Source organism: Pseudomonas sp. Pseusp10, from assembly GCF_059492225.1.
On sequence record NZ_CP168528.1, the window covers coordinates 3,542,030 to 3,563,792 of the forward strand.

General features: G+C 62.1%; 13 protein-coding genes. 11 read left to right on the forward strand and 2 right to left on the reverse strand.

Going from position 1 to position 21,763, the window contains the following annotated elements; translation table 11 throughout:
- Positions 1-4 precede the first annotated feature (4 nt).
- The 4 genes from otnK to otnI all read left to right on the forward strand — a co-directional run bounded on the left by otnK (position 5) and on the right by otnI (position 4,392).
- The gene (otnK, locus tag ACEN8Z_RS15985; RefSeq protein WP_495594817.1) at positions 5-1,303 is read left to right on the forward strand and encodes a 3-oxo-tetronate kinase; all 1,299 of its coding nucleotides are present in this window, start codon (positions 5-7) and stop codon (positions 1,301-1,303) included.
- On the forward strand, positions 1,300-1,938 hold the full coding sequence (gene otnC, locus ACEN8Z_RS15990; protein ID WP_495594818.1) for a 3-oxo-tetronate 4-phosphate decarboxylase: 639 nt from the start codon (positions 1,300-1,302) through the stop codon (positions 1,936-1,938). Before otnK ends, otnC begins: the two co-directional genes overlap by 4 nt.
- Before the next feature lie 189 nt (positions 1,939-2,127).
- Positions 2,128-3,588 carry a GntP family transporter gene (locus ACEN8Z_RS15995; RefSeq protein ID WP_008002547.1) on the forward strand — a complete coding sequence of 487 codons (1,461 nt, stop codon included), beginning with the start codon at positions 2,128-2,130 and terminating at the stop codon, positions 3,586-3,588.
- A 21-nt stretch (positions 3,589-3,609) separates the two neighbouring features.
- Positions 3,610-4,392: a 2-oxo-tetronate isomerase gene (otnI, locus tag ACEN8Z_RS16000; RefSeq protein WP_495594819.1), complete on the forward strand. Its 783-nt coding sequence runs from the start codon at positions 3,610-3,612 to the stop codon at positions 4,390-4,392.
- A 143-nt stretch (positions 4,393-4,535) separates the two neighbouring features.
- On the opposite strand, the gene ACEN8Z_RS16005 is transcribed toward otnI, so the two are convergent.
- Both ACEN8Z_RS16005 and ACEN8Z_RS16010 read right to left on the reverse strand, forming a co-directional pair.
- Positions 4,536-5,357: a DeoR/GlpR family DNA-binding transcription regulator gene (locus tag ACEN8Z_RS16005; protein ID WP_008002543.1), complete on the reverse strand. Its 822-nt coding sequence runs from the start codon at positions 5,355-5,357 to the stop codon at positions 4,536-4,538.
- 122 nt (positions 5,358-5,479) lie between these two features.
- Entirely contained in the window at positions 5,480-6,493 is a 1,014-nt protein-coding gene (locus ACEN8Z_RS16010; protein ID WP_495594820.1) for an AraC family transcriptional regulator, read from the reverse strand.
- Between the two features lie 126 nt (positions 6,494-6,619).
- Here ACEN8Z_RS16010 and ACEN8Z_RS16015 point away from each other — a divergent pair, with 126 nt between their 5' ends.
- The 7 genes from ACEN8Z_RS16015 (at position 6,620) to ACEN8Z_RS16045 (ending at position 20,931) form a co-directional block, all read left to right on the forward strand.
- On the forward strand, positions 6,620-8,248 hold the full coding sequence (locus ACEN8Z_RS16015; protein ID WP_495594821.1) for a 3-(methylthio)propionyl-CoA ligase: 1,629 nt from the start codon (positions 6,620-6,622) through the stop codon (positions 8,246-8,248).
- Positions 8,249-8,285: 37 nt separating this feature from the next.
- Positions 8,286-10,946, forward strand: a complete 2,661-nt coding sequence (locus ACEN8Z_RS16020) for a winged helix-turn-helix domain-containing protein (RefSeq protein WP_495594822.1) — start codon at positions 8,286-8,288, stop codon at positions 10,944-10,946.
- Between the two features lie 1,913 nt (positions 10,947-12,859).
- Entirely contained in the window at positions 12,860-14,023 is a 1,164-nt protein-coding gene (locus ACEN8Z_RS16025) for a thiolase C-terminal domain-containing protein (RefSeq protein WP_495594823.1), read from the forward strand.
- Positions 14,024-14,086: 63 nt separating this feature from the next.
- Positions 14,087-15,916: a DUF1302 domain-containing protein gene (locus ACEN8Z_RS16030; RefSeq protein WP_495594824.1), complete on the forward strand. Its 1,830-nt coding sequence runs from the start codon at positions 14,087-14,089 to the stop codon at positions 15,914-15,916.
- Between the two features lie 31 nt (positions 15,917-15,947).
- A complete protein-coding gene (locus tag ACEN8Z_RS16035; RefSeq protein ID WP_495594825.1) occupies positions 15,948-17,309 on the forward strand; it encodes a DUF1329 domain-containing protein in 1,362 nt (453 codons plus the stop codon).
- A 76-nt stretch (positions 17,310-17,385) separates the two neighbouring features.
- A complete protein-coding gene (locus tag ACEN8Z_RS16040; protein WP_495594826.1) occupies positions 17,386-18,462 on the forward strand; it encodes a WD40/YVTN/BNR-like repeat-containing protein in 1,077 nt (358 codons plus the stop codon).
- Positions 18,463-18,498: 36 nt separating this feature from the next.
- Positions 18,499-20,931, forward strand: a complete 2,433-nt coding sequence (locus tag ACEN8Z_RS16045) for an efflux RND transporter permease subunit (protein ID WP_495594827.1) — start codon at positions 18,499-18,501, stop codon at positions 20,929-20,931.
- The last annotated feature ends 832 nt before the right edge of the window (positions 20,932-21,763 follow it).

Consider the following 21,763-nt stretch of genomic DNA (forward strand, 5'->3'; position numbering starts at 1 on the left):
CCCCATGACTACTTCCACCGCACGTCCGCTGCTGGGCTGCATCGCCGACGATTTCACCGGTGCCACGGACCTGGCCAACATGCTGGTGCGCGGCGGTATGCGCACCGTGCAAAGCATTGGCATCCCGAGCGCGGAAGTTGCCGCCGGGCTTGATGCCGATGCGATCGTCATTGCGCTGAAATCGCGTACCACCCCGGCCGCCGAAGCAGTCGAGCAGTCTCTCGCCGCGCTGGCCTGGCTGCGCGAGCAAGGCTGCGAGCAGATTTTTTTCAAGTATTGCTCGACCTTCGACTCCACCGCGGCCGGCAATATCGGCCAGGTCAGCGAAGCACTGCTGGCGGCACTGGGTAGCGACTTTACCCTTGCCTGCCCGGCATTCCCGGAGAATGGCCGGACGATCTTTCGCGGCCACCTGTTTGTGCAGGATCAGTTGCTCAGTGAGTCGGGCATGCAGAACCACCCGTTAACGCCGATGACCGATGCCAACCTGGTTCGAGTGCTGCAGTCACAGACCCACCTGAATGTCGGCCTGTTGCGCTACGACACGATTGCCCGTGGCGCTGAGCAGGTGCGGGCGCGAATTGCCGAGCTGAGGGCTCAGGGTGTCGGCATGGCCATCGCTGATGCCTTGTCGGACAGCGATCTGTACACACTCGGTACGGCCTGTGCTGATTTGCCGTTGTTGACGGGTGGTTCGGGGCTGGCGCTGGGGCTTCCGGAAAACTTCCGTCGCGCCGGCAAACTGCGCGACCTCGATGCCTCGAAACTTCCAGCGGTGTCCGGCGGGGAAGTGGTGTTGGCTGGCAGTGCTTCGATCGCCACCAATGGACAAGTAGCCGCCTGGCTAGAAGCCGGTCGGCCAGCCTTGCGGATTGATCCGTTGGCCTTGGCGGCAGGGGAGCCGGTGGTGGCGCAAGCCTTGGCCTTCGCCCGTGATAACCCACAAACCGTATTGATCTACGCCACCAGCTCACCGGATGAGGTCAAGTCGGTGCAACAGCAACTGGGCGTCGAGCAGGCCGGTAGCCTGGTGGAAAACGCCTTTGGCGAAATTGCCCAAGGCTTGCTCCAGAGTGGTGTGCGCCGCTTCGTGATCGCCGGCGGAGAAACCTCGGGTGCTGTGGTCCAGGCATTGGGGGTGCAATTGCTACAGATTGGCGCGCAGATTGATCCGGGTGTACCGGCGACCGTCAGCAGTACTGACAAGCCTTTGGCGCTGGCACTCAAATCGGGCAACTTCGGTGGCCGGGATTTCTTCAGTAAAGCCTTGAACCAACTCGCCCAGGCCGGAGATGTGCAATGAGCAACGAGAACGCCCAGCGCGAAGAAATCTGTGAAGTTGGCCGCAGCCTTTACCAGCGCGGATACACCGTCGGCAGCGCCGGCAATATCAGCGCGCGACTGGACGACGGCTGGTTGATCACGCCGACGGATGTGTGCCTCGGGCGTCTTGATCCGGCGACCATCGCCAAGGTCAACCTGGCCGGCGAATGGGTGTCCGGTGGCAAGCCTTCAAAGACCCTGGCGCTGCACCGCCAGGTCTACGACCGTAATCCGAATGTCGGCGGCGTGGTGCACACGCACTCCACCCATCTGGTGGCGTTGACGCTGGCCGGTGTCTGGCAGGCGGACGACATCCTGCCGCCGCTGACGCCGTATCAGGTCATGAAAGTCGGGCATATCCCGTTGATCGGCTACCAGCGGCCCGGTTCGCCAAAGGTTGCCGAGCAAGTCGCCCGGCTGGCCAACAGTGTTCGCGGCGTGATGCTCGAACGGCTGGGCCCGGTGGTCTGGGAGAGTTCGGTATCCAGGGCCAGCTACGCCCTGGAAGAGCTCGAGGAAACCGCACGGCTCTGGCTGATGAGCAATCCCAAGCCTGAACCGCTCGATCAGACGGCGCTGGATGAATTGCGAGACACCTTCGGTGCGCACTGGTAACGCACAGGCTTGACACGACAGCTCGATAACGCAGGCCCTGCCCGGGAGAAGCCCAGCGACTTTCGACGGCCCCGGCTTGCCTGAAAAAACAATAACAACAGGAAACCCAAGCATGACTCACTTTCACTGCGGCATGTTCAGATCCAGTGGCAGTACCGTTTCATTTACCCGGCGTGGAGGGTTTGTGAAATGAGCCCGTTAATCCTGATGATGACCGCCGGGGTGGGCATCGCGCTGTTGTTGTTCCTGGTGCTCAAGTACAAATTCCAGCCCTTCGTGGCCTTGATGCTGGTGAGCATTCTGGTGGCGCTGGTGGCCGGCGTGAAGCCGGCCGATCTGGTCGCCACCATCGAAGGCGGCATGGGCAAGACCTTGGGCCATATCGCGATCATCATTGCCCTGGGCGCGATGATCGGGCGGATCATCGAACTCTCAGGCGGTGCCGAGGCGCTGGCCAAGACGTTGATTACCCGTTTCGGCAATCGGCGTACACCCCTGGCGTTGACGATTGCCGGCTTCATGGTCGGGGTACCGGTGTTCTTCGAGGTCGGCGTGATCATCCTGATGCCGCTGGCCTATGGTGTTGCCCGCAGTGCACGTAAGCCGCTGTTGGTGTTCGCGTTGCCAATGTGCGCAGCGTTGTTGACCGTACACGCCTTCCTGCCGCCACACCCGGGTGCGGTGGCTGCTGCCAGTCAATTGGGCGCGGACCTGGGCCGTGTGCTGATGTTCGGTTTGCCGATTACCGCGCTGCTTTGCTATGTCGGCTACCGCGTGGCGGGGCGCATGACCCGTCGGGCGTATCCGATGACTGACGATATTCGTGCCGAGGTCTATGGCCCGCATGTCACCAACGAGGATCTGGCCGCCTGGTCCAATGGTAACGACAAGAGCCCTGAGCGAGCGGCTGTGGCCGTGTCGCACATGGGCCTGGAAGAGGCCACCAGCAGCATCGTCTCGAAGTTGCCGCCGGCTCCACCACCGGGTTTTGGTCTGATCGTCGGCCTGATTGTGTTGCCGATCATTCTGATTCTGCTAGGGACGCTGTCCACCTCGTTGCTGCCTGCCGAATCGGTCCTGCGCGGTATCATGACCGTACTCGGCGCGCCGCTGGTGGCGTTGCTGATCGATACCTTGCTGTGCGCCTGGCTGCTGGGGTCGCGTCGGGGCTGGAGCCGCACTCAAGTGTCCGACGTGATCGGCTCGGCCTTGCCCGGTGTGGCCATGGTGATCCTGATTGCCGGTGCCGGCGGTGTGTTCGGCAAGGTGCTGGTGGACACCGGAATCGGTGCCGTGGTCTCCGACATGCTGCGCACCACCGGTCTGCCGGTGCTGGCCCTGGGCTTTCTGCTGACCATGCTGTTGCGCGCGGTGCAGGGTTCGACCACGGTGGCGCTGGTGACCACTGCCGGCATCATCAGCCCGTTGATTGCGACCCTCAATCTCACCCCGAACCACATGGCACTGTTGTGTCTGGCCATGGGCGGTGGCGGGTTGGCCATGTCCCACATCAATGATGCCGGTTACTGGATCTTCACCAAACTGTCCGGGCTGAACGTGGCCGACGGCTTGCGCACCTGGACGGTGCTGACCACATTGCTCGGCACCCTGGGTTTCTGTATTACCCTGCTGATCTGGCCCTTTGTCTAACCCTTTATCTCAGGAGCTACCATGCCTCGTTTCGCTGCCAATCTCAGCATGCTTTACCCGGAACATGAGTTTCTGGATCGCTTCGCCGCCGCGGCTGCCGACGGTTTCGAAGCGGTGGAGTATCTGTTCCCCTACGACTACAGCGCTGAAGAACTCAAGCAACGCTTGAGCGACAATGGCCTGGTGCAGGCACTGTTCAACGCGCCGCCCGGCGATTGGGCGAAGGGCGAGCGGGGCGCCGTGTCGTTGCCGGGTCGGGAGAGTGAATTTCGTAGCGGGTTTGATCGTGCCCTGGAATACGCCTGCGTATTGGGCAATTCACGCATCCATGTCATGGCCGGGCTGCTGCCGTCGGAAAGCGATCGCCCACGGCATCACGGCGTGTACCTGGAGAACCTGGCCTACGCCGCTACCCGGGCGGCCAAGGCAGGCGTCACAGTATTGCTCGAACCGATCAATACGCGAGACATGCCAGGCTTTTTCCTCAACCGCCAGGATCAGGCCCAGGCCATCTGCAAGGAAGTGGGCGCCAGTAACCTGAAGGTGCAGTTCGACTGCTACCACTGCCAAATCGTCGAGGGCGACCTGGCGACCAAACTGCGTCGGGACTTCGACGGAATTGGCCATATCCAGATCGCTGGTGTGCCAGACCGACATGAACCGGACCTGGGGGAAGTCAACTATCCCTATCTGTTCGAGCTGATCGACCAGTTGGGTTATGACGGCTGGGTAGGGTGCGAATACCGGCCACGAGGCAACACGTCTGCCGGCTTGCAGTGGCTGCGCGACTGGAAAGCGCGTTAAGAAACTTGTAGGAGCGAGCTTGCTCGCGATGGACGTTAACGATACCGCGTGTTTGCTGAATAAACACGTCGCCCTCAGCTCCATCGTCGGAACGCCGCCCGGAGCAAGCTCGCTCCTACAAGTCAGGCCAGGAGCGCGTCGTTTCAGGCCGGTGTATTGTCAGCCGGCAGCAACAGTTCGACACCTTGCTTGCGGATGCCATCGGCCGCCGCAGGGGTCAAAGCGTCATCGCTGAGGATAATGTCGAACTGCTCGAGCCCGGCAATCTTGTACATACTGAAGGTGCCGTATTTCGAACTGCTGGCCACCAGCACCACCTGCGAAGCCGATTGCATCGCGGCTTGCTTGACCTCAACCTTCAGCGCCGAAGGCGTGGTGAGGCCGCGACGCAAATCCCATGAACTGGTCGATATGAACGCGATATCGGTGACCACCTGACGCAAGGTGGCAACCGCCAGACCGCCCACGCACGATTGATTGGAGTGATCCAGCTGCCCACCGGTGTGAATCACCGTGACATGGGGGGCTTCGATCAGTGCCTGGACAATACCAAAGTCGTTGGTCACCACGGTCATGCCGGACAGTGCCTTGATGTAGGGGACGATTTCCAGCGTGCTGGTTCCCGCGTCCAGGTAAATCGTCATGTCGGCATGCAGTAGCCGGGCGGCGAGCCTGGCCATGGCCTGCTTCTGCGGCAACTCGACCACCGCCTTGATCTGATGGCTGGGCTCACTGTGCAGCTGGCTGGCGATCCGCACCCCACCCGTTACCGAGTAAGCACGACCTTCCTGCTCCAGCAACGCAATGTCGCGGCGTATGGTCATGTGCGAACAGTCGAACATTTCCATCAACTGATGAACGCTCAGCACCTGATGCTTGCGCAACTGTCGCAGCATCAATTCACGGCGCTGTTCAGGAATCATCGGTGCGCCGCTGTCGGCGGCGATGTCCTTTTGACTAGGCATTCGGGCTCCAAAATGAAGAAATCCGCAGACAAGGAGGGCGGGCAAACATAGTAGCGAATCTGCAGCCGGATCAGTAGCGTGATGAGGCGTCGAGCCCATGTCCCTGCGTAAAACGCTTGTTTCTACCTGTTCACTGCAGCCTGCGCCCGATAGGCCTTGGGCGCACAGCCCTGGGCTTTGTGGAAAAAGCGGCTGAAGGCACTCAGGCTGGAAAAACCCAGCGCCTCGGCGATCTGTGAAAGCTTCAAGTCGGTCTGGCTCAGGTATTTTCGGGCCAGGTCCAGCTTGGTCTGCTGCTTGATGGCCTGGAAGGTGGTGCCGCTGCCGGCCAGCCTGCGTTGCAGGGTTCGGCGGCTCTGCAGTTGATTGAGGGCGACGGCGTCCAGGGGCGCACCGCTGCTGGAAAGCAGTTTGCGCACCGAGTCCTCGGTTGCCGAGGCCGGGCTTCGGTTGCGTCGCTGTTGGTTTTCCCGCATGTAGTCAAGCAGGGCGGGGCGGGAGAAGGGCTGTTTCTCGTTCAGTGGATGCGTCAGCACGTGGTGGCTGAGCAGCATGCCATTGCACTCCTGATTGAAAAACACGTTCTGGCCGAACATCCGTGTGTAGCTGGCGCGACTATGCGGTTCCCGGCAGCGCAGCATCACGCGTTCGGGCGACCACTGCGGGTACAGCGCGCTGCGCAGTTTGCGCGCGAGCAGGGCCAGGCCCAGGTGGACGGACTGGGTTTCGTCGATTCCGGCCGTCGCGGTCACCTCGTAGTGCACGGTCATTCCCAGTTCGTGTTGCTCCAGGTGCACCAGGGCACCGGACATCAGCACGTGGAAGTAACGTGACAGGCGTTCGAGCCAATCGCCCACTGTGGTCGCTTCGCTGACGATGTCGAGCAGCGCACTGCCCAATACGCCCATCCCTTGCTTTTGTGCCAGCAGCAACCCGAAGTCCTCGCGACCGGTTTCCCGGGCGGCCAGTTCGAGAAAATGCACCACCTTTGGCACCGGCAGAAGGACGTCCAACTGATCCAGCGACTGCGAGGCAATCGATGCCCCATGGGCCACTCGCCAGGGATCGCCGTGCAGATCGGCGATCAGCTCCCGGGCGCCGTACAGGCACATGCTGCGAATGAGATGAGTATCCATGGCGCGCCTTTGGCGATTAATGGCGCGAAGTATCAAATAATTGGCATGTTTTATCAAATAAATGCCCGGCGTCTGCGCAAAATACGACCGCCCGAACCTTACAAAAATCACAACGGAGCGGTTGCCATGCTGGGTCTGATGCAGGATCACCCCTTACTCATTTCTTCGGTACTGGAGCACGCGCTGTGCTCGCACCCCCAGGTCGAGATCGCCTCGCGCTTGCAGGACGGCACGGTGCATCACTGCACGTATGCCGACATCGGCCAGCGTGCCAAACAATTGGCCAATGCCCTCACAAACCTCGGCGTGCAGCCCGGCGAGCGGATCGGCACCCTGGCCTGGAATGGCTACCGGCACATGGAAATGTTCTATGGCGTCTCGGGCATGGGCGCGGTGCTGCACACCATCAACCCACGGCTGTTTGCCGAGCAGATCGAGTTCATCGCCAACCATGCCGAAGACCAGTACCTGTTTTTCGACCTGTCGTTCGCTGCCCTGATCGAGCAGCTTGCTCCACGACTGACCACGGTCAAGGCGTTCATCGCCCTGGCCGAGCGCAGCCAGATGCCGCCCATCGTTGTGCCCAATCTGCTGTGCTACGAAGACCTGATCGGCGATGAACCCGAGACCTTCGCCTGGCCCTGCCTGGATGAACGCGTGGCGGCCTCCCTGTGCTACACCTCGGGCACCACCGGAAATCCGAAAGGGGTGTTGTACTCCCATCGCTCGACCTTGCTGCATTCGATGGCCACCTGCACCCCGGACGGGTTCAACCTGTCCTCGGCCGATACGGCGCTGCTGGTGGTGCCCATGTTCCACGTCAACGCCTGGGGCATGCCCTATGCGGCAGCGATGTGCGGCGCGCGCCTGGTCCTGCCCGGTGCGGACCTCGACGGGGCCAGCCTGTATGACTTGATGCAACGCGAAAGAGTAACCCTGGCCCTGGGTGTGCCCACGGTGTGGATGACCCTGCAACAGTATGTGCAGAACGCCGGGCTGATGCCGACCGCGGACCTGTGCCTGAACCGGGTCGTGATGGGCGGGGCAGCGGCACCGCGCAGCCTGGTGGAAACTTTCGAGACTCGCTTTGACGCCCGGGTGCTACAAGCCTGGGGTATGACCGAGATGTCGCCATTGGGCACGGTTTGCAATGTCTTGCCCAAGCACCGTGACGCCTCGCTCGACGAGCGTATCGACCTGCAGGCCAAGCAAGGCCGGGTGTTGTTCGGAGTAAGGATCAAAATCGTCGATGCAGACGGTGCCGAACTGCCCCGTGACGGCAAGGCGTCCGGCCATTTGCGGGTCAAGGGACCGTGGATCGCCAGTCAGTATTACCGGGGCGAGGGCGGGGACCTGCTCGATGAACAGGGCTGGCTGATGACTGGCGATATCGCAACCATCGACCCGGATGGCTACATGCAGATCACCGATCGGGCCAAGGATGTGATCAAGTCCGGCGGCGAATGGATTTCCTCCATTGACCTGGAGAACGCCGCCTGCGGTCACCCGGCGGTGGCAGAAGCAGCGGTCATCGGCGTACCCCACCCCAAATGGCAGGAACGGCCGTTGCTGGTGGTGGTGCTCAAACAGGGCATGTTGGCGACGCGGGACGAGTTGCTCGGTTTTTTACAGAGCCGCGTGGCCAAGTGGTGGCTGCCCGACGCGGTCGCTTTCGTCGAGGCACTGCCCTATACCGCAACGGGTAAAGTGCAAAAAATGAAATTGCGCGAACAGTTCCGGGACTATGGTTTATAACCAGCGATACTTTGTACCCAAGTCCAAAGGGCCCCCCATGGATCGCATTGCACCGGAACTGGTCCTCAAGACCACGCCACCGCGAAGTCAGAAAACCGCTCACATGCGTGAGCGGCTGAGCATCGACTCCGCGGCCCTGGCGGACAAGATGGCCATTGCCGTGCAAGGCCCGGCGGGGTTCGGCAAGACGTTTCTGCTGGCCCAATGGCGCCGGGAGCTTCTTTCCCGTGGGGCGGTGGTGGCCTGGTTGATGCTCGATGAACATGACGATGGCGTTCGATTCGCCCAGGGGCTGGCCGCCGCCATGGCCGTTGGCAGCGGCCGGGCAACGTTTGCCGGATTCCTGGAGCGCATGCCCGGGCGCGGGCGCGACGAACTGGAAGGGCTGACCGACTGGCTGGCCGAGGTCGCGGACCTTGGTGGCGAAATCGTGCTGATGCTCGACGAAGCCGAAAGACTGCCCGAAGCCACCGCGCGGCATTGCCTGGCCTACCTGCTGCACAATGCCCCGGCCAACCTGCGCATCATCATGGCCTCCCGTGGGCGCTTGAACCTGCAGGTGGCCGACCTGCAAGCCCGCGGCTTTTATGTCGCCATCGGTGCGGACGCCTTGCGCCTGCGGGTGGAGGAAACCGTGGCGATCCTCGGCAGCCGCTTCGGTCATCGTATCGATCCGGACCTGTGCGTGCGCTTGCACGAAGCCACCGAGGGTTGGTCACTGGGCCTGCAACTGGCGATCGCTTCCATCGAAAAAAGCCCGAGCGTGGTCGCGGCGGTCGAAGAGCTGTCGACAGGGACCGGTGATATACGGCGCTACTTCGTCGACACCCTGATTGCCCACCTGCCCGCCGGACAGATTGAATTTCTGATCAGCATTGCACTGCTGGAGATGTTGCATCCGTCCCTGTGCATCGCCTTGACCGGCGACGAGCAGGCCGGTTTGCGCTTGCAGGAGCTATGCGTGGCGACGCCGATCTTTGTCGAAAGCGTGGACAGTGAGTGGGTGCGTATCCACCCGCTGGCCCGGGAGTTCCTGCTGGGGCGCTTTGCCAGTCTGCCCGAGACACGACGCCTGGACCTGCATGAGCGGGCGGCAAGCTGGCTTGAAGCCCATGAATTCTCCGAGCAGGCGGCTCGTCATTATCTGTTGGCCGGGCGCCCCCGCCAGGCGTATCAGATGATCGAGCAATGCCTGTACGAAATCATGTTGCGCGGGCAGTTCAGCCGCGTCCTGGAGTGGGTCGAGGAACTGCCGGCGCAGGAGGTCGAATCGCGGTCGCGCATGTGCCTGGCGGCCGCCTGGTCCCTGGCCATGAGCGATCGGCACGAGGAAGCGGTACGGCTGGTCGCCGGTCTCCGACAGGACCCGGCGACCGATGACAGCACGCGCTGCGAGGCGGCGATGATTGTAGCCACCGCCGCCTATTTTGCCGACCGGCCGGACGAATCGCTGACGCTGGTGACGCCTTGGATGAACGCCTTGCCGACCGGCGAGATCAAGTTGCAGGCGGTCTTTGCCAACCAGATCGCGCGCCTGACCCTGTTTCAGGGCCAACCGGAAAAAGCTCGGCGGATCTTTCAGCGGGCACCGTTGTATGCCTGGAGCTCAGGCCTGGACGCCATCCGCGGTTTTGGCGAATGGGTGGTGGGCCTCAGCTATGTCAGCGAAGGTCGCCTCGTGCCGGCCGAAAGAGCGCTGCGCGACAGCCTGGCTCGCGCCGAACAGGACATTGGCCGACGCAGTCCAGTGGCGGTGATGTTGGCCAGCGGACTGGCTACAGTGTTGCTCGAGCGCGATCAGTTGCAAGAAGCCGCCACGGTCCTGGCCAACCGCCTGGACGTGGTCGAGCGTCTGGCTTCTCCGGATGCGATTGTATTGGGCTTTCTCACCGCCGCTCGCCTGGCGGTGCTGCAGGGCCAGGGCCATCGTGGTTACGACCTGCTCGAGGCGCTGTTTGTACTCGGCGAAGAGCGCGGCATTGCGCGTTTCTGCATTGCCGCCCTGGCCGAGCAGATTCGCCTGCACGCGCTGCAAGGCCGGGCCGATACCTGTCTTGCATTGGGGCGCCGGCTCGATGCCCAGGTGCCGCAAGTCGCACGCGAACAAACGGGCTTGCTCGGGCCAGAACTGGCCTTGATGGTGATGCTGGCCAAGGCCTATATCGCCCATGTGCAACGTGACTGGCAAGGGATGCTGGAGCTGTTGGAGCGTGCCAACGAAATAGCCGAGCGCATTCGTCGCGGCCGTGAAATTGTGCAGATCAAACTGCTCAAGGCATTGGCGCTCCAGGAGTCGGGCGGCAACGGCCTGGCCTGCCTGCGTGAAGCGATCAGCCTGGCCGAGGAAAACGGCCTGCGGCGGATTGTCGAAGACACCCATCCGGAATTGCTCAAATGGATGCGCAAACTCCAGCACGAGGCACCCAGGACCGCTGCGCAAGGCACGCCACCACCCGCGCCGGTGCCATTGGCGACCAGCACGGTGTCGCCCAGCCGATTGCTGACACCCAAGGAGCGTGAAGTCTTGCAATTGCTCGCACGTAACCTGTCGAACAAACAGATCGCCCTGGCGCTGAATGTCGGCGAAGAAACCGTGAAATGGCACCTGAAGAACCTGTTCGGCAAGTTCCAGGCCGGTACCCGCAAGCATGTGGTGGATCGTGCTTACATGCTTGGCATCCTCGATCCTGCCAACTGAAACCTGGTCCTTCTACTCGCGCATTATTTCCGAGCCGCGGCGCCTCACTTAAGAGATAGATCGAACAGAAAGCAACCTGTGGCGAGGCCGCTTTTTTTGGCTTTCACTGGTTTGGACCCGGACGCGGTCCCCTGTAGGAGCTGGCTTGCCAGCGATGATCGTCAACGATAACGCGTGTGAACTGGATAAACGCGGCGCACTGGAGTCCATCGCCAGCAGGCTGGCTCCTACAGTTTTTCAGCGTGGGCACGTTCCCCTGTGGGAGCTGGCTTGCCAGCGATGGTCGTCAACGATAACGCGTGTGAACTGGATAAACGCGGCGCACTGGAGTCCATCGCCAGCAAGCTGGCTCCTACAGTTTCAGCGTGGACGCGGTCCCCCCTGTAGGAGCTGGCTTGCCAGCGATGGTCGTCAACGATAACGCGTGTGAACTGGATAAACGCGGCGCACTGGAGTCCATCGCCAGCAAGCTGGCTCCTACAGTTTCAGCGTGGACGCGGTCCCCTGTAGGAGCTGGCTTGCCAGCGATGGTCGTCAACGATAACGCGTGTGAACTGGATAAACGCGGCGCACTGGAGTCCATCGCCAGCAAGCTGGCTCCTACAGTTTCAGCGTGGACGCGGTCCCTTGTAGGAGCTGGCTTGCCAGCGATGGTCGTTAACGATAACGCGTGTGAACTGGATGAGCGCGGCGCACTGGAGTCCATCGCCAGCAGGCTGGCTCCTACAGTTTTCCAGCGTGGACGCGGTCCCCTGTGGGAGCTGGCTTGCCAGCGATGGTCGTCAACGATAACGCGTGTGAACTGGATAAACGCGGCGCACTGGAGTCCATCGCCAGCAGGCTGGCTCCTACAGTTTCAGCGTGGGCTCGGTCCTTTGTGGGAGCTGGCTTGCCAGCGATGGTCGTTAACGATTACGCGTGTGAACTGGATAAACGCGGCGCACTGGAGTCCATCGCCAGCAGGCTGGCTCCTACAGTTTCAGCGTGGGCATGGTCACTTGTAGGAGCTGGCTTGCCAGCGATGGTCGTCAACGATAACGCGTGTGGACTGGATAAACGCGGCGCACTTGAGTCTATCGCCAGCAAGCTGGCTCCTACAGTTTCAGCGTGGGCACGCTCCCGTGTAGGAGCTGGCTTGCCGGCGATGGTCGTTAACGATAACGCAGTGTGAACTGGATAAACGCGGCGCACTGGAGTCTATCGCCAGCAAGCTGGCTCCTACAGTTTCAGCGTGGGCATGGTCACTTGTAGGAGCTGGCTTGCCAGCGATGGTCGTTAACGATAACGCGTGTGGACTGGATAAACGCGGCGCACTTGAGTCTATCGCCAGCAAGCTGGCTCCTACAGTTTCAGCGTGGGCATGGTCACTTGTGGGAGCTGGCTTGCCAGCGATGGTCGTTAACGATTACGCGTGTGAACTGGATGAACGCGGCGCACTGGAGTCCATCGCCAGCAAGCTGGCTCCTACAGTTTCAGCGTGGGCATGGTCACTTGTAGGAGCTGGCTTGCCAGCGATGGTCGTTAACGATTACGCGTGTGAACTGGATGAACGCGGCGCACTTGAGTCCATCGCCAGCAGGCTGGCTCCTACAGTTTCAGCGTGGGCTCGGTCCTTTGTGGGAGCTGGCTTGCCAGCGATGGTCGTTAACGATTACGCGTGTGAACTGGATTAACGCGGCGCACTGGAGTCCATCGCCAGCAGGCTGGCTCCTACAGTTCTCCGGAAATGCGTGAAGAACCCTTTTTTACCCCCCTTGTTCTTCCACCCCCCCTGACGCTGGGGGGGCTGGATCGCGCCTGACCGATAGTCTGGACCTCACTTGAACCAACCCGGCCGGGCGGATTTGCCGCTTGCCGAGCGTTGCTCGAAGACAAGAGAGGATCGGCACCAGCCGACTATCGAGGTAAGGCGTATGAGTCAAAGCGTGCTGATTGCGGGGGTGGGCATGTCTCCGTTCGTCCCGCTGGGCGCTGGCGACAGTGTTGCTGCGTTGGCGGGCCGGGCGATCCGCCAGGCGCTTGACGATGCGCGCATTGACTATGACCTGGTCGACCAGGTGTTCAGCGCCAGCGTCAGCGGCGCGGTCGGCTGCAGTGAGCAGGTCCTGGCCCAGATCGGCCTTACCGGTGTCCCGGTGTTTTCCCTCGCGGACGGCTGCACGGCAGCCAGCAGTGCCTTGCAGCTGGCGCGCCACAGCGTGTTGTCCGGCCAGGCCGAATGCGCACTGGCACTGGGCTTCGAGTGTATGCCGGCGAACGTTACCCACCGCGCCTTCTTTGGTCTGGACGATAGCGCGCCGCAGGCCTGGGACGGCCTCGGCCAGCCCGATGCCTGCCAGGCTCATTTTGCCCGGCGCGAGCATCCGGCCGCGCTGTTCGCGGCCCAGACCAGTTGGTTGCTGACCCGCATGGGTGTGGCCCAAACCAGTTTCGAGCAGGTACTCAGCCAGGCCCGGGCCCAAGCCATGGCCAACCCCATGGCCGTACTGAACCGCTGCACGGCACTCGATGGCTGGCGGGCTCGCTACCTTTGCCCGCCCGCGTGCGGAGCAGCGGCGGTGCTGCTGTGTACCCCGGGTTTTCTGGCCCGTTACGGCGCCCGCGGTGGTGTGGCAGTAAGGGCCTGTGTGCGCGGTAGCGACCTGGCCTCCGAGCAGGAGGCCGGCTGTGTGCTCGATGTGCTGGGGCGCGCCACGACCCGGCGCGTTGCGCAACTGGCGTATGAGCACGCCGGCATTGGTGCCGACGAGATTGAGGCCGTGGAGCTGCATGACCAGAGCGTCGGCGACTTCATGGTGTACAGCGCCGCCCTGGGTTTGTGCCGGGAGGAAGGTATAGACGGCTTCGTGCGAGAACGGCGCAACAGTCGCGGCGCCCCGGTCGATGTCTGCGCCTCCGGCGGACTGCTCGGTCGCGGCCATGCCCCGGGAGCAACGGGGCTGGCGCAAATCACTGAACTGGTCTGGCAACTGCGCGGCACGGCGCCGTCCAGGCACGACAACGGTGTCCGGACGGCACTTGCGCACAATGCGGCGCTGGGTCGTTCGGTATCGGTAACCATCCTGCAGCGCACCTAAGGACAGCGTCGCAGTGCCGTTTCAATGCGTTTTCATGAACCACAGAGAAGGTGAGCCCGTTAGATGAACAACAACAATAAGATCTGCCATGCAAACCTGCGTCGAGGGCTTTTGGCTACAGCAATCCTGGTCGGGATGGGCATCGCGCCCGCGCAAGCCCTGGAAATCGATACGGGCAACGAAGACCTGTCAGTGCGTTTCGACAACACGTTCAAACTCAACTACGGCCAGCGCGTGGAAACCGCCAACAACAAGCTGGCCAACAGCTGGAACAACAATGATGGTGACCGCAATTTCTCGTCGGGCAGTGCGGTGTCCCAGCGCCTGGACGTGCTCTCGGAACTGGACGTGGTCTACAAGCAGAAGGCCGGCTTTCGCGTCAGTGCCAATAGCTGGTACGACCATGCCTATGACAATGTCGGCAGTGCCAATGCCTCGACCAACCAGCTAAACAGTGGCGTACCGGACTCGCGCCATATCAGTGGTTATGCCGACCGTTATTACAACGGGCCGTCTTCGGAAATCCTCGATGCCTTCGTGTTTGGCAGCACCGAGATCGGTGACGAAACCCTGCTCAGCGCCAAGCTGGGCAGCCATACCCAGTACTGGGGCGAAAGCATCCTGGCCTTCGCCCATGGCAACAGCTATGGCCAGTCGGGCCTGGACATCACCAAGGGGCTGACAGTGCCGGGCACCGAGGCCAAGGAACTGTTCATCCCGCGCAACCAGTTGTCCACCAGCTTGACCCTGGGCCCGGAGCTGACACTGGGCGCCCAATACTTCCTCGGTTGGGATGCCTCGCGACTGCCTGAATCGGGTACTTACCTGGGGTTCAACGACGGTATCCAGAGTGGCGGGCACAACCTGTCGCTGATCGGTGGACGCAACCCACTCTTCGGTGCCCCGGGCCCCATCGGCGCCAATGAGTTCCTGCGCCTGAAAAACGGCCACACCTTCACCCCGGACAATCACGGCGACTTCGGCCTGATGGCCAAGTGGAGCCCGGAATGGCTGGACGGGACCCTGGGCTTCTACTACCGCAACACCTCGGACATCCTGCCCAACCTGGTCCTGCAGCCGACGGCTGTCGGCCCGGCGCAACTGATCTCGGGCAACATCGGCAGCTACAACCAGTTCTACGTCGACGATATCGATATCTACGGCATCAGCCTGTCCAAGAGCATCGCCGGGGTCAGCGTCGGTTTCGATCTCAACTACCGCGAGAACATGCCGCTGGCCAGTGTCGCCGCCACCGTCAGCCCGGCCGCGGCTGCAGCCGGTCTGCCCGGATTCATCGGCAGTTTCGATGGCAACAACGGCGTGGCCCGAGGCAACACCGTGCATGCGGTGCTCAACGGCCTGACCACCTTCGCCGACACGCCGGTGTGGGACAGCGCCTCGCTGCTGGTGGAGCTTGGCTACAGTCGCTGGCTGGACGTCACCGATAACAAGCAGCTGTTCAAGGGCGGGGACTGGTACCGCGGCGTGGACAAGGTCAGCAAGGACAACTACGTCATCGGCGTCAACTTCAACCCGACCTGGTATCAGGTTTTTCCCGGCATCGATTTCTACATGCCGGCCACCTACAACGTCGGCCTCAATGGCAACTCCGCCGTCCAGATGGGGGGCAACGAAGACTCCGGAAGCTATTCGATCGGCGTTGGCATGGACGTGCACAACCAGTATCGCTTCGACCTGAAGTACGTGGACAACTTCGGTCCGTTCGATACCTGTGATCGCGCCGGCAACGCCGGCAGCCAGGGAGACGGTGCCGCACCCGGCGCCAACGGCCAGTACAACTGCACCCCGGGGCAGGCCACAGCCTTTGGCGGTACATCGGCCCAGCTCAAGGATCGCGGCATGGTCACCTTCACCTTCAAAACGACTATCTGATCGAACGTTGCCAGGCAACAGGAGAGACCCCATGAAATTTGCCCAATCTGTATTGGCCGCGGCCCTTGCACTGGCGGTGACCGGTGCCGCCCACGCGGCCGTATCATCCGACCAGGCCGCCCGGCTTGGCAGCACATTGACCGGCGTCGGCGCCGAAAAAGCCGGCAATGCCGACGGCAGCATCCCGGCCTATACCGGTGGCCTGACCCAGGCTCCGGCCAGCTACCAGGCGGGCAGCTCGTTTCGCCCCGACCCCTTCGAAAACGAAAAACCGGTGACGGTGATCAACGCCGGCAATGCTGCCCAGTACGCCGGCAAGATGACCGCCTCGACCCAGGAACTGCTCAAGCGCTTCCCGTCGTTTCGCGTCGATGTCTACCCGACCCACCGTACCGTTGCCTTGCCTCAGCGACTGCTGGACAACACGGCGAAAAACGCCGTCGGGACCAAAACCACCGAGGGTGGGGTAGCCCTGGACAATGCGCTGCCCGGCGTGCCGTTCCCGATCCCCGCCGATGGCTATGAAGCCATGTGGAACCACTTGCTGCGCTATCAGGGCTTTGCGCTGAACTCCAAGTACGATTCCTGGAACGTCGACTCCTCGGGCAGGGCGACCCTGGCCACCACCGGCAACGCCTACATCGAGTACCCGCTGTACGACCCGGCCCGTACCAGCGCGGCCAACGAGAGCGACGTGTTCTTCAAGACCAAGCTGTATTACCAGGGCCCGGCCCGCCGCGCCGGTGAAGCCATTCTGGTGGTCGATGCAGTCAACCCGCTCAAGCAAGGCCGCCGTGGCTGGCAGTACCTGCCGGGACAACGCCGGGTGAAACTGGCGCCGGATATCGCCTACGACACGCCGAACCCGGGGTCGGCCGGCAGCTCGACCTATGACGATTCCTGGGTGTTCAACGGCGCCCTGGACCGCTACGACTTCAAGCTGGTGGGCAAGAAGGAAATGTACGTTCCGTACAACACCTACAAGTTGAACTACCACAAGGTGGCGGCGGACGTGACCACCCCCAACCACGTCAACCCTGACCTGATGCGCTGGGAACTGCACCGCGTGTGGGTCGTGGAAGCGACCCTGAAGCCGGGCAAGCGCCACATCTATAGCAAGCGCACCTTCTACCTCGATGAGGACAGCTGGATTGCCCTGGCTTCGGACGAATACGACGCCAGCGGCAAGCTGTACCGCGGCGCCTTCGCCCACATGGCCTACAGCTATGACGTGCAGGCACCGAACTCGGACAACCACCTGTTCTACGACTTCGTCACCGGTAGCTACAACATTACCGGGATGTACGGGCCGTACGGTGGTGTGAAGTACATCGAGCCACTCTCCAAGGCCCAGTGGGCTCCGGAATCGCTGGCCGGTGCCGGGATCCGCTGACAGAACTCCATGTGGTATTTGCCATCGGGAGGAGGCCACACGCCTTCCGGTGGCTTTTTTTATCCGGAAAACAGCGATGAACAAATTCAGATGGATAGTGCTCATTGCACTGGGTGCAGTGCTGGCCTTGCCTTTTACCCGTGCCGTGGTGGCGGCGGATTTCGCCGATACTCTCGACCGGCCGGCGTTGCAGACCGACAAGGCGCTGCATGGCACTTTCACGGGACTGGCCAGCGCCGGCCGACGCCTGGTTGCGGTCGGCCAGCGTGGCCACATTTTCTATTCGGACGATGCAGGCCTGCAATGGCATCAAGCCAAGGTACCAGTCAGCTCTGACCTGGTGGCCGTGCATTTCCCCAGTCCGTCCCAGGGCTGGGCCGTCGGCCATGACGGCGTGGTGTTGCACAGCAGCGACGCGGGCGAAAGCTGGAGCCGTCAATTCGACGGCCGCGACGTCGGCTCGACCCTGCTCGCGTATTACCGCAAGCAGGCCGCGGCTCGGCCGGACGACGAGGCGGTCGTCACCTCGTTGGCCGATGCCCAGCGCATGTTCGAAGAGGGCGCCGACAAGCCATTCCTCGATGTGTGGTTCGAGAATGACCAGGTCGGTTACATCGTCGGCGCCTTCAACCTGATTTTCCGTACCGACAATGGTGGCCGCAGCTGGACGCCATGGCTGGACCGGACCGACAACCCCGGTGCCTTGAACCTGTACGCCTTGCGCCCGGCCGGCAACGAACTGTTCGTTGTCGGCGAGCAGGGCCTGGTGCTCAAGTTCGACCCGGCCAGCGAGCGTTTCAAGGCCACCCCCACGCCCTACAACGGCAGTTTTTTCGGCATTGTCGGCAAGCCAGGCGCGGTGCTGGTGTTCGGCCTGCGCGGCAACGCCTATCGCAGCGTCGATGGCGGTGCCAACTGGAACAAGGTCGAGCTTGGGCTGCCCCTGAGCATCACCGCCGGTACGGTCACTACTGACGGCCGGATCATCCTGTTGAGCCAGGCCGGCCATGTACTGGTCAGCAACGACGATGGCGCAAGCTTCAACCTGCAAGTGAATAACGGCCTGGCGCCGGTGGCCGCGGCGCAAGTGTCAACGGCCGGTGCACTGGTACTGGCCGGCACCCGCGGTCTTCGCCAGCTCCCCCTCGAATAAGCCCACCTGCGTACAACAAAAGAGACAAGACACGATATGGGTACCTACGAACTCGATACGATGCCGGTGGTGCGGGAGCTCAAGGGCTTCGACGCCCGCTCCGGCAACCTGCTCGAACGCTTGATCTTCAACAACCGCCTGCTGGTGGTACTGAGTTGCCTGGTGATCACCGTGCTGCTCGGCTACTTCGCGGCCACTCGCCTGAGCCTGACTGCCAGCTTCGAAAAAATGCTGCCGCAAAGCCAGCCGTTCATTCAGAACTACCTGGAAAACCGCCAGTCCTTGCGCGGGCTCGGCAATGCGGTGCGGGTGGTGGTGGAAAACACCGAAGGCGATATCTTCGACCCGCAATACCTCGATGTGCTCAAGCAGATCAACGACACCCTGTTCGTGACCCCGGGCGTGGACCGCGCCTGGGTCAAGTCGCTGTGGACCCCGGCGGTGCGCTGGACCGAAGTGACCGAAGAGGGGTTTCGCGGCGGGCCGGTGATGCCCGATGCCTACGACGGCTCGGCGAAGGGCGTCGAACAGCTGCGCTTGAACATTGCCCGATCCGGCATCGTCGGTAGCCTGGTGGGCAACAACTTCAAATCGAGCATGATTTTCGTGCCCCTGCTGGAGAACGATCCGGTCACCGGCCAGGCCATCGACTACCACGCTTTCTCGCGGGTGCTCGAAGAGCAATTGCGTAACAAGTACGAGTTCGCAGGCGCCAGCGATGCCCATGCCCGGGGCGAAGAGGGCAAGGGCCCGATCAAAGTCCGCGTGATCGGTTTCGCCAAGCTGGTTGGCGACCTGATCGACGGCCTGGTGTTGGTGATGATGTACTTCGGCGCTGCTGCGCTGATCGCCACGTCGATCATCTATGTCTTCACCCGCTGCGTGCGTAGCACGACACTGGTGATTCTCTGCTCGGTGATCGCCGTGGCCTGGCAGTTGGGACTGGTCGCGCTGTTGGGCTATGCGCTCGACCCATTCTCGATCCTGGTGCCGTTCCTGGTGTTCGCCATCGGCGTGTCCCATGGCGCGCAGAAGATGAACGGCATCATGCAGGATGTGGGGCGCGGCACACACCAACTGGTCGCGGCGCGCTACACCTTTCGCCGCCTGTTCCTGGCGGGGCTCACGGCCTTGCTCGCCGATGCGGTCGGCTTTGCCGTGCTGATGCTGATCGACATCCCGGTGATCCAGGACCTGGCCGTCACCGCCAGCATCGGTGTGGCGGTGTTGATTTTTACCAATCTGGTGCTGTTGCCGGTGCTGCTGTCGTATTGCGGTGTCAGCCGCAAGGCGGCGCGCAGCCTGCGTCAGGAGCACAAGGAATTGCGCGGCAAGGGGTTGGGCAATCTGTGGAGCCTGCTCGACCGCTTCACCGAGCGCCGCTGGGCCACCGTCGCGTTGATCGTCGCCGGGTTGCTGGCGGCGGGCGGTTTCATGGTCAGTACCCAGCTGCAGATCGGCGACCTTGACCCGGGTGCGCCCGAGCTGCGCGCAGACTCCCGCTACAATCGCGACAACGCCTACATCACCGACAACTACTCGCTGTCCAGCGACCAGTTCGCCGTGATGGTCAAGACCGCGAGCGAGGGTTGCCTGAAGTACGAGACCCTGGTCGAGGCCGACCGTCTCGGCTGGTTGCTGCAACAGCAGCCGGGGGTGCAGACCACCGTGTCGCTGGTCAACGCCGTACGGCAAATCACCGCGGGTTCCTATGAAGGCAACCCGAAGATGCTGACCATCGCGCGCAATCAGGACGTACTCAACTATGGCGCGCAGCAGGCCTCGGTGAACAACCCTGAACTGTTCAACAGCGACTGCTCGATGATGCCGGTGGTGGCCTACCTCGCCGACCACAAGGCGCAAACCCTCGAACATGTGGTCAGTATCGCCGAGGCCTTCGCTCGCAAGCACAGCAACGATGAACGCCAGTTCATGCTCGCGGCCGGTAGCGCGGGGATCGAAGCTGCGACCAACATCGTGGTCCGCGAGGCCAATCGCACCATGCTGTTGTACGTGTATGGCGCGGTGATCGTGCTGTGTTTCATTACCTTCCGTAGCTGGCGTGCGGTCGTGGTGGCGGTGGTGCCGTTGATGCTGACTTCAGTGCTCTGCGAGGCATTGATGGTTTTTCTTGGCATGGGCGTGAAAGTGGCCACCTTGCCGGTGATCGCCCTGGGCGTGGGGATCGGCGTGGATTACGCGCTGTACCTGCTCAGCGTGCAGTTGGCTCAGCAGCGTGCCGGCCTGTCGTTGACCGAGGCTTACAAGAACTCGGTGGCGTTCACCGGCAAGGTGGTCGCTCTGGTGGGCATCACCCTGGCGGCGGGCGTCATCACCTGGGCCTGGTCGCCGATCAAGTTCCAGGCGGATATGGGCATCTTGCTGACCTTCATGTTCATCTGGAACATGATCGGTGCGCTGGTGCTGATACCGGCGTTGTCGCACTTCTTGCTCAGGAAGGCTCGCTGACCTGTCTGCGTACCCACTGTGGGAGCGGGCTTGCTCGCGATGGAGGTCAACGATGATGCGGGGAGCCTGACACCCCGCGGTGTTCTCAGGTTTTTCGCGAGCAAGCTCGCTCCTACAGAGCCCGCCGCCGGCCATGGATGGCCTCACGAGGGGGCAAGAAGATCAGAAGCCAAAGCCAAAACGAGGCGGCCTGATAGCCGACCTGATTGCGGAGCCTGTCTGCGATCGCAATGTAGGAGCGAGCCTGCTCGCGAAGGCGATTTAACGGTTGAGGTGATTTCGCGGGTGCCCCTGAGCCCCTGTGGGAGCGGGCTTGCCCGCGAAGGCGGCCTGCCAGTCGACCTGATTTTGGCGGATGTACCAGGCCCCTGTGGGAGCTGGCTTGCCTGCGAAGGTTGAGTGTCGTGATGGAGGTCAACGATGATGCGGGGAGCCTGACACCCCGCGGTGCTCTCAGGTTTTTCGCGAGCAAGCTCGCTCCTACAGAGCCCGCCGCCGGCCATGGATGGCCTCTCGAGGGGGCAAGAAGATCAAAAGCCAAAGCCAAAACGAGGCGGCCTGATAGCCGACCTGATTGCGGGGACTGTCTGCGAACCCAATGTAGGAGCGAGCCTGCTCGCGAATGCGATTGAACTGTTGAGGTTATTTCGCGGGTGCCCCTGATCCCCTGTGGGAGCGGGCTTGCTCGCGAAGGCGGCCCGCCAGTCGACCTGATTTTGGCGCATGTACCTGGCCCCTGTGGGAGCTGGCTTGCCTGCGAAGGTTGAGTGTCAGGCGATGTAAATTTTGAGGGTGTACATATCCATTCCTGCGGTAACCGCCGGTGGCTATT

Coding starts and splice junctions, on each gene's coding strand:
- ACEN8Z_RS16035 (WP_495594825.1), top strand. CDS start 15,948: ATGAAATTTGCCCAATCTGTATTGGCCGCGGCCCTTGCACTGGCGGTG.
- ACEN8Z_RS16025 (WP_495594823.1), top strand. CDS start 12,860: ATGAGTCAAAGCGTGCTGATTGCGGGGGTGGGCATGTCTCCGTTCGTC.
- ACEN8Z_RS16040 (WP_495594826.1), top strand. CDS start 17,386: ATGAACAAATTCAGATGGATAGTGCTCATTGCACTGGGTGCAGTGCTG.
- ACEN8Z_RS16015 (WP_495594821.1), top strand. CDS start 6,620: ATGCTGGGTCTGATGCAGGATCACCCCTTACTCATTTCTTCGGTACTG.
- otnI (WP_495594819.1), top strand. CDS start 3,610: ATGCCTCGTTTCGCTGCCAATCTCAGCATGCTTTACCCGGAACATGAG.
- ACEN8Z_RS16005 (WP_008002543.1), bottom strand. CDS start 5,357: ATGCCTAGTCAAAAGGACATCGCCGCCGACAGCGGCGCACCGATGATT.
- ACEN8Z_RS16020 (WP_495594822.1), top strand. CDS start 8,286: ATGGATCGCATTGCACCGGAACTGGTCCTCAAGACCACGCCACCGCGA.
- ACEN8Z_RS16030 (WP_495594824.1), top strand. CDS start 14,087: ATGAACAACAACAATAAGATCTGCCATGCAAACCTGCGTCGAGGGCTT.
- ACEN8Z_RS16010 (WP_495594820.1), bottom strand. CDS start 6,493: ATGGATACTCATCTCATTCGCAGCATGTGCCTGTACGGCGCCCGGGAG.
- otnK (WP_495594817.1), top strand. CDS start 5: ATGACTACTTCCACCGCACGTCCGCTGCTGGGCTGCATCGCCGACGAT.
- otnC (WP_495594818.1), top strand. CDS start 1,300: ATGAGCAACGAGAACGCCCAGCGCGAAGAAATCTGTGAAGTTGGCCGC.
- ACEN8Z_RS16045 (WP_495594827.1), top strand. CDS start 18,499: ATGGGTACCTACGAACTCGATACGATGCCGGTGGTGCGGGAGCTCAAG.
- ACEN8Z_RS15995 (WP_008002547.1), top strand. CDS start 2,128: ATGAGCCCGTTAATCCTGATGATGACCGCCGGGGTGGGCATCGCGCTG.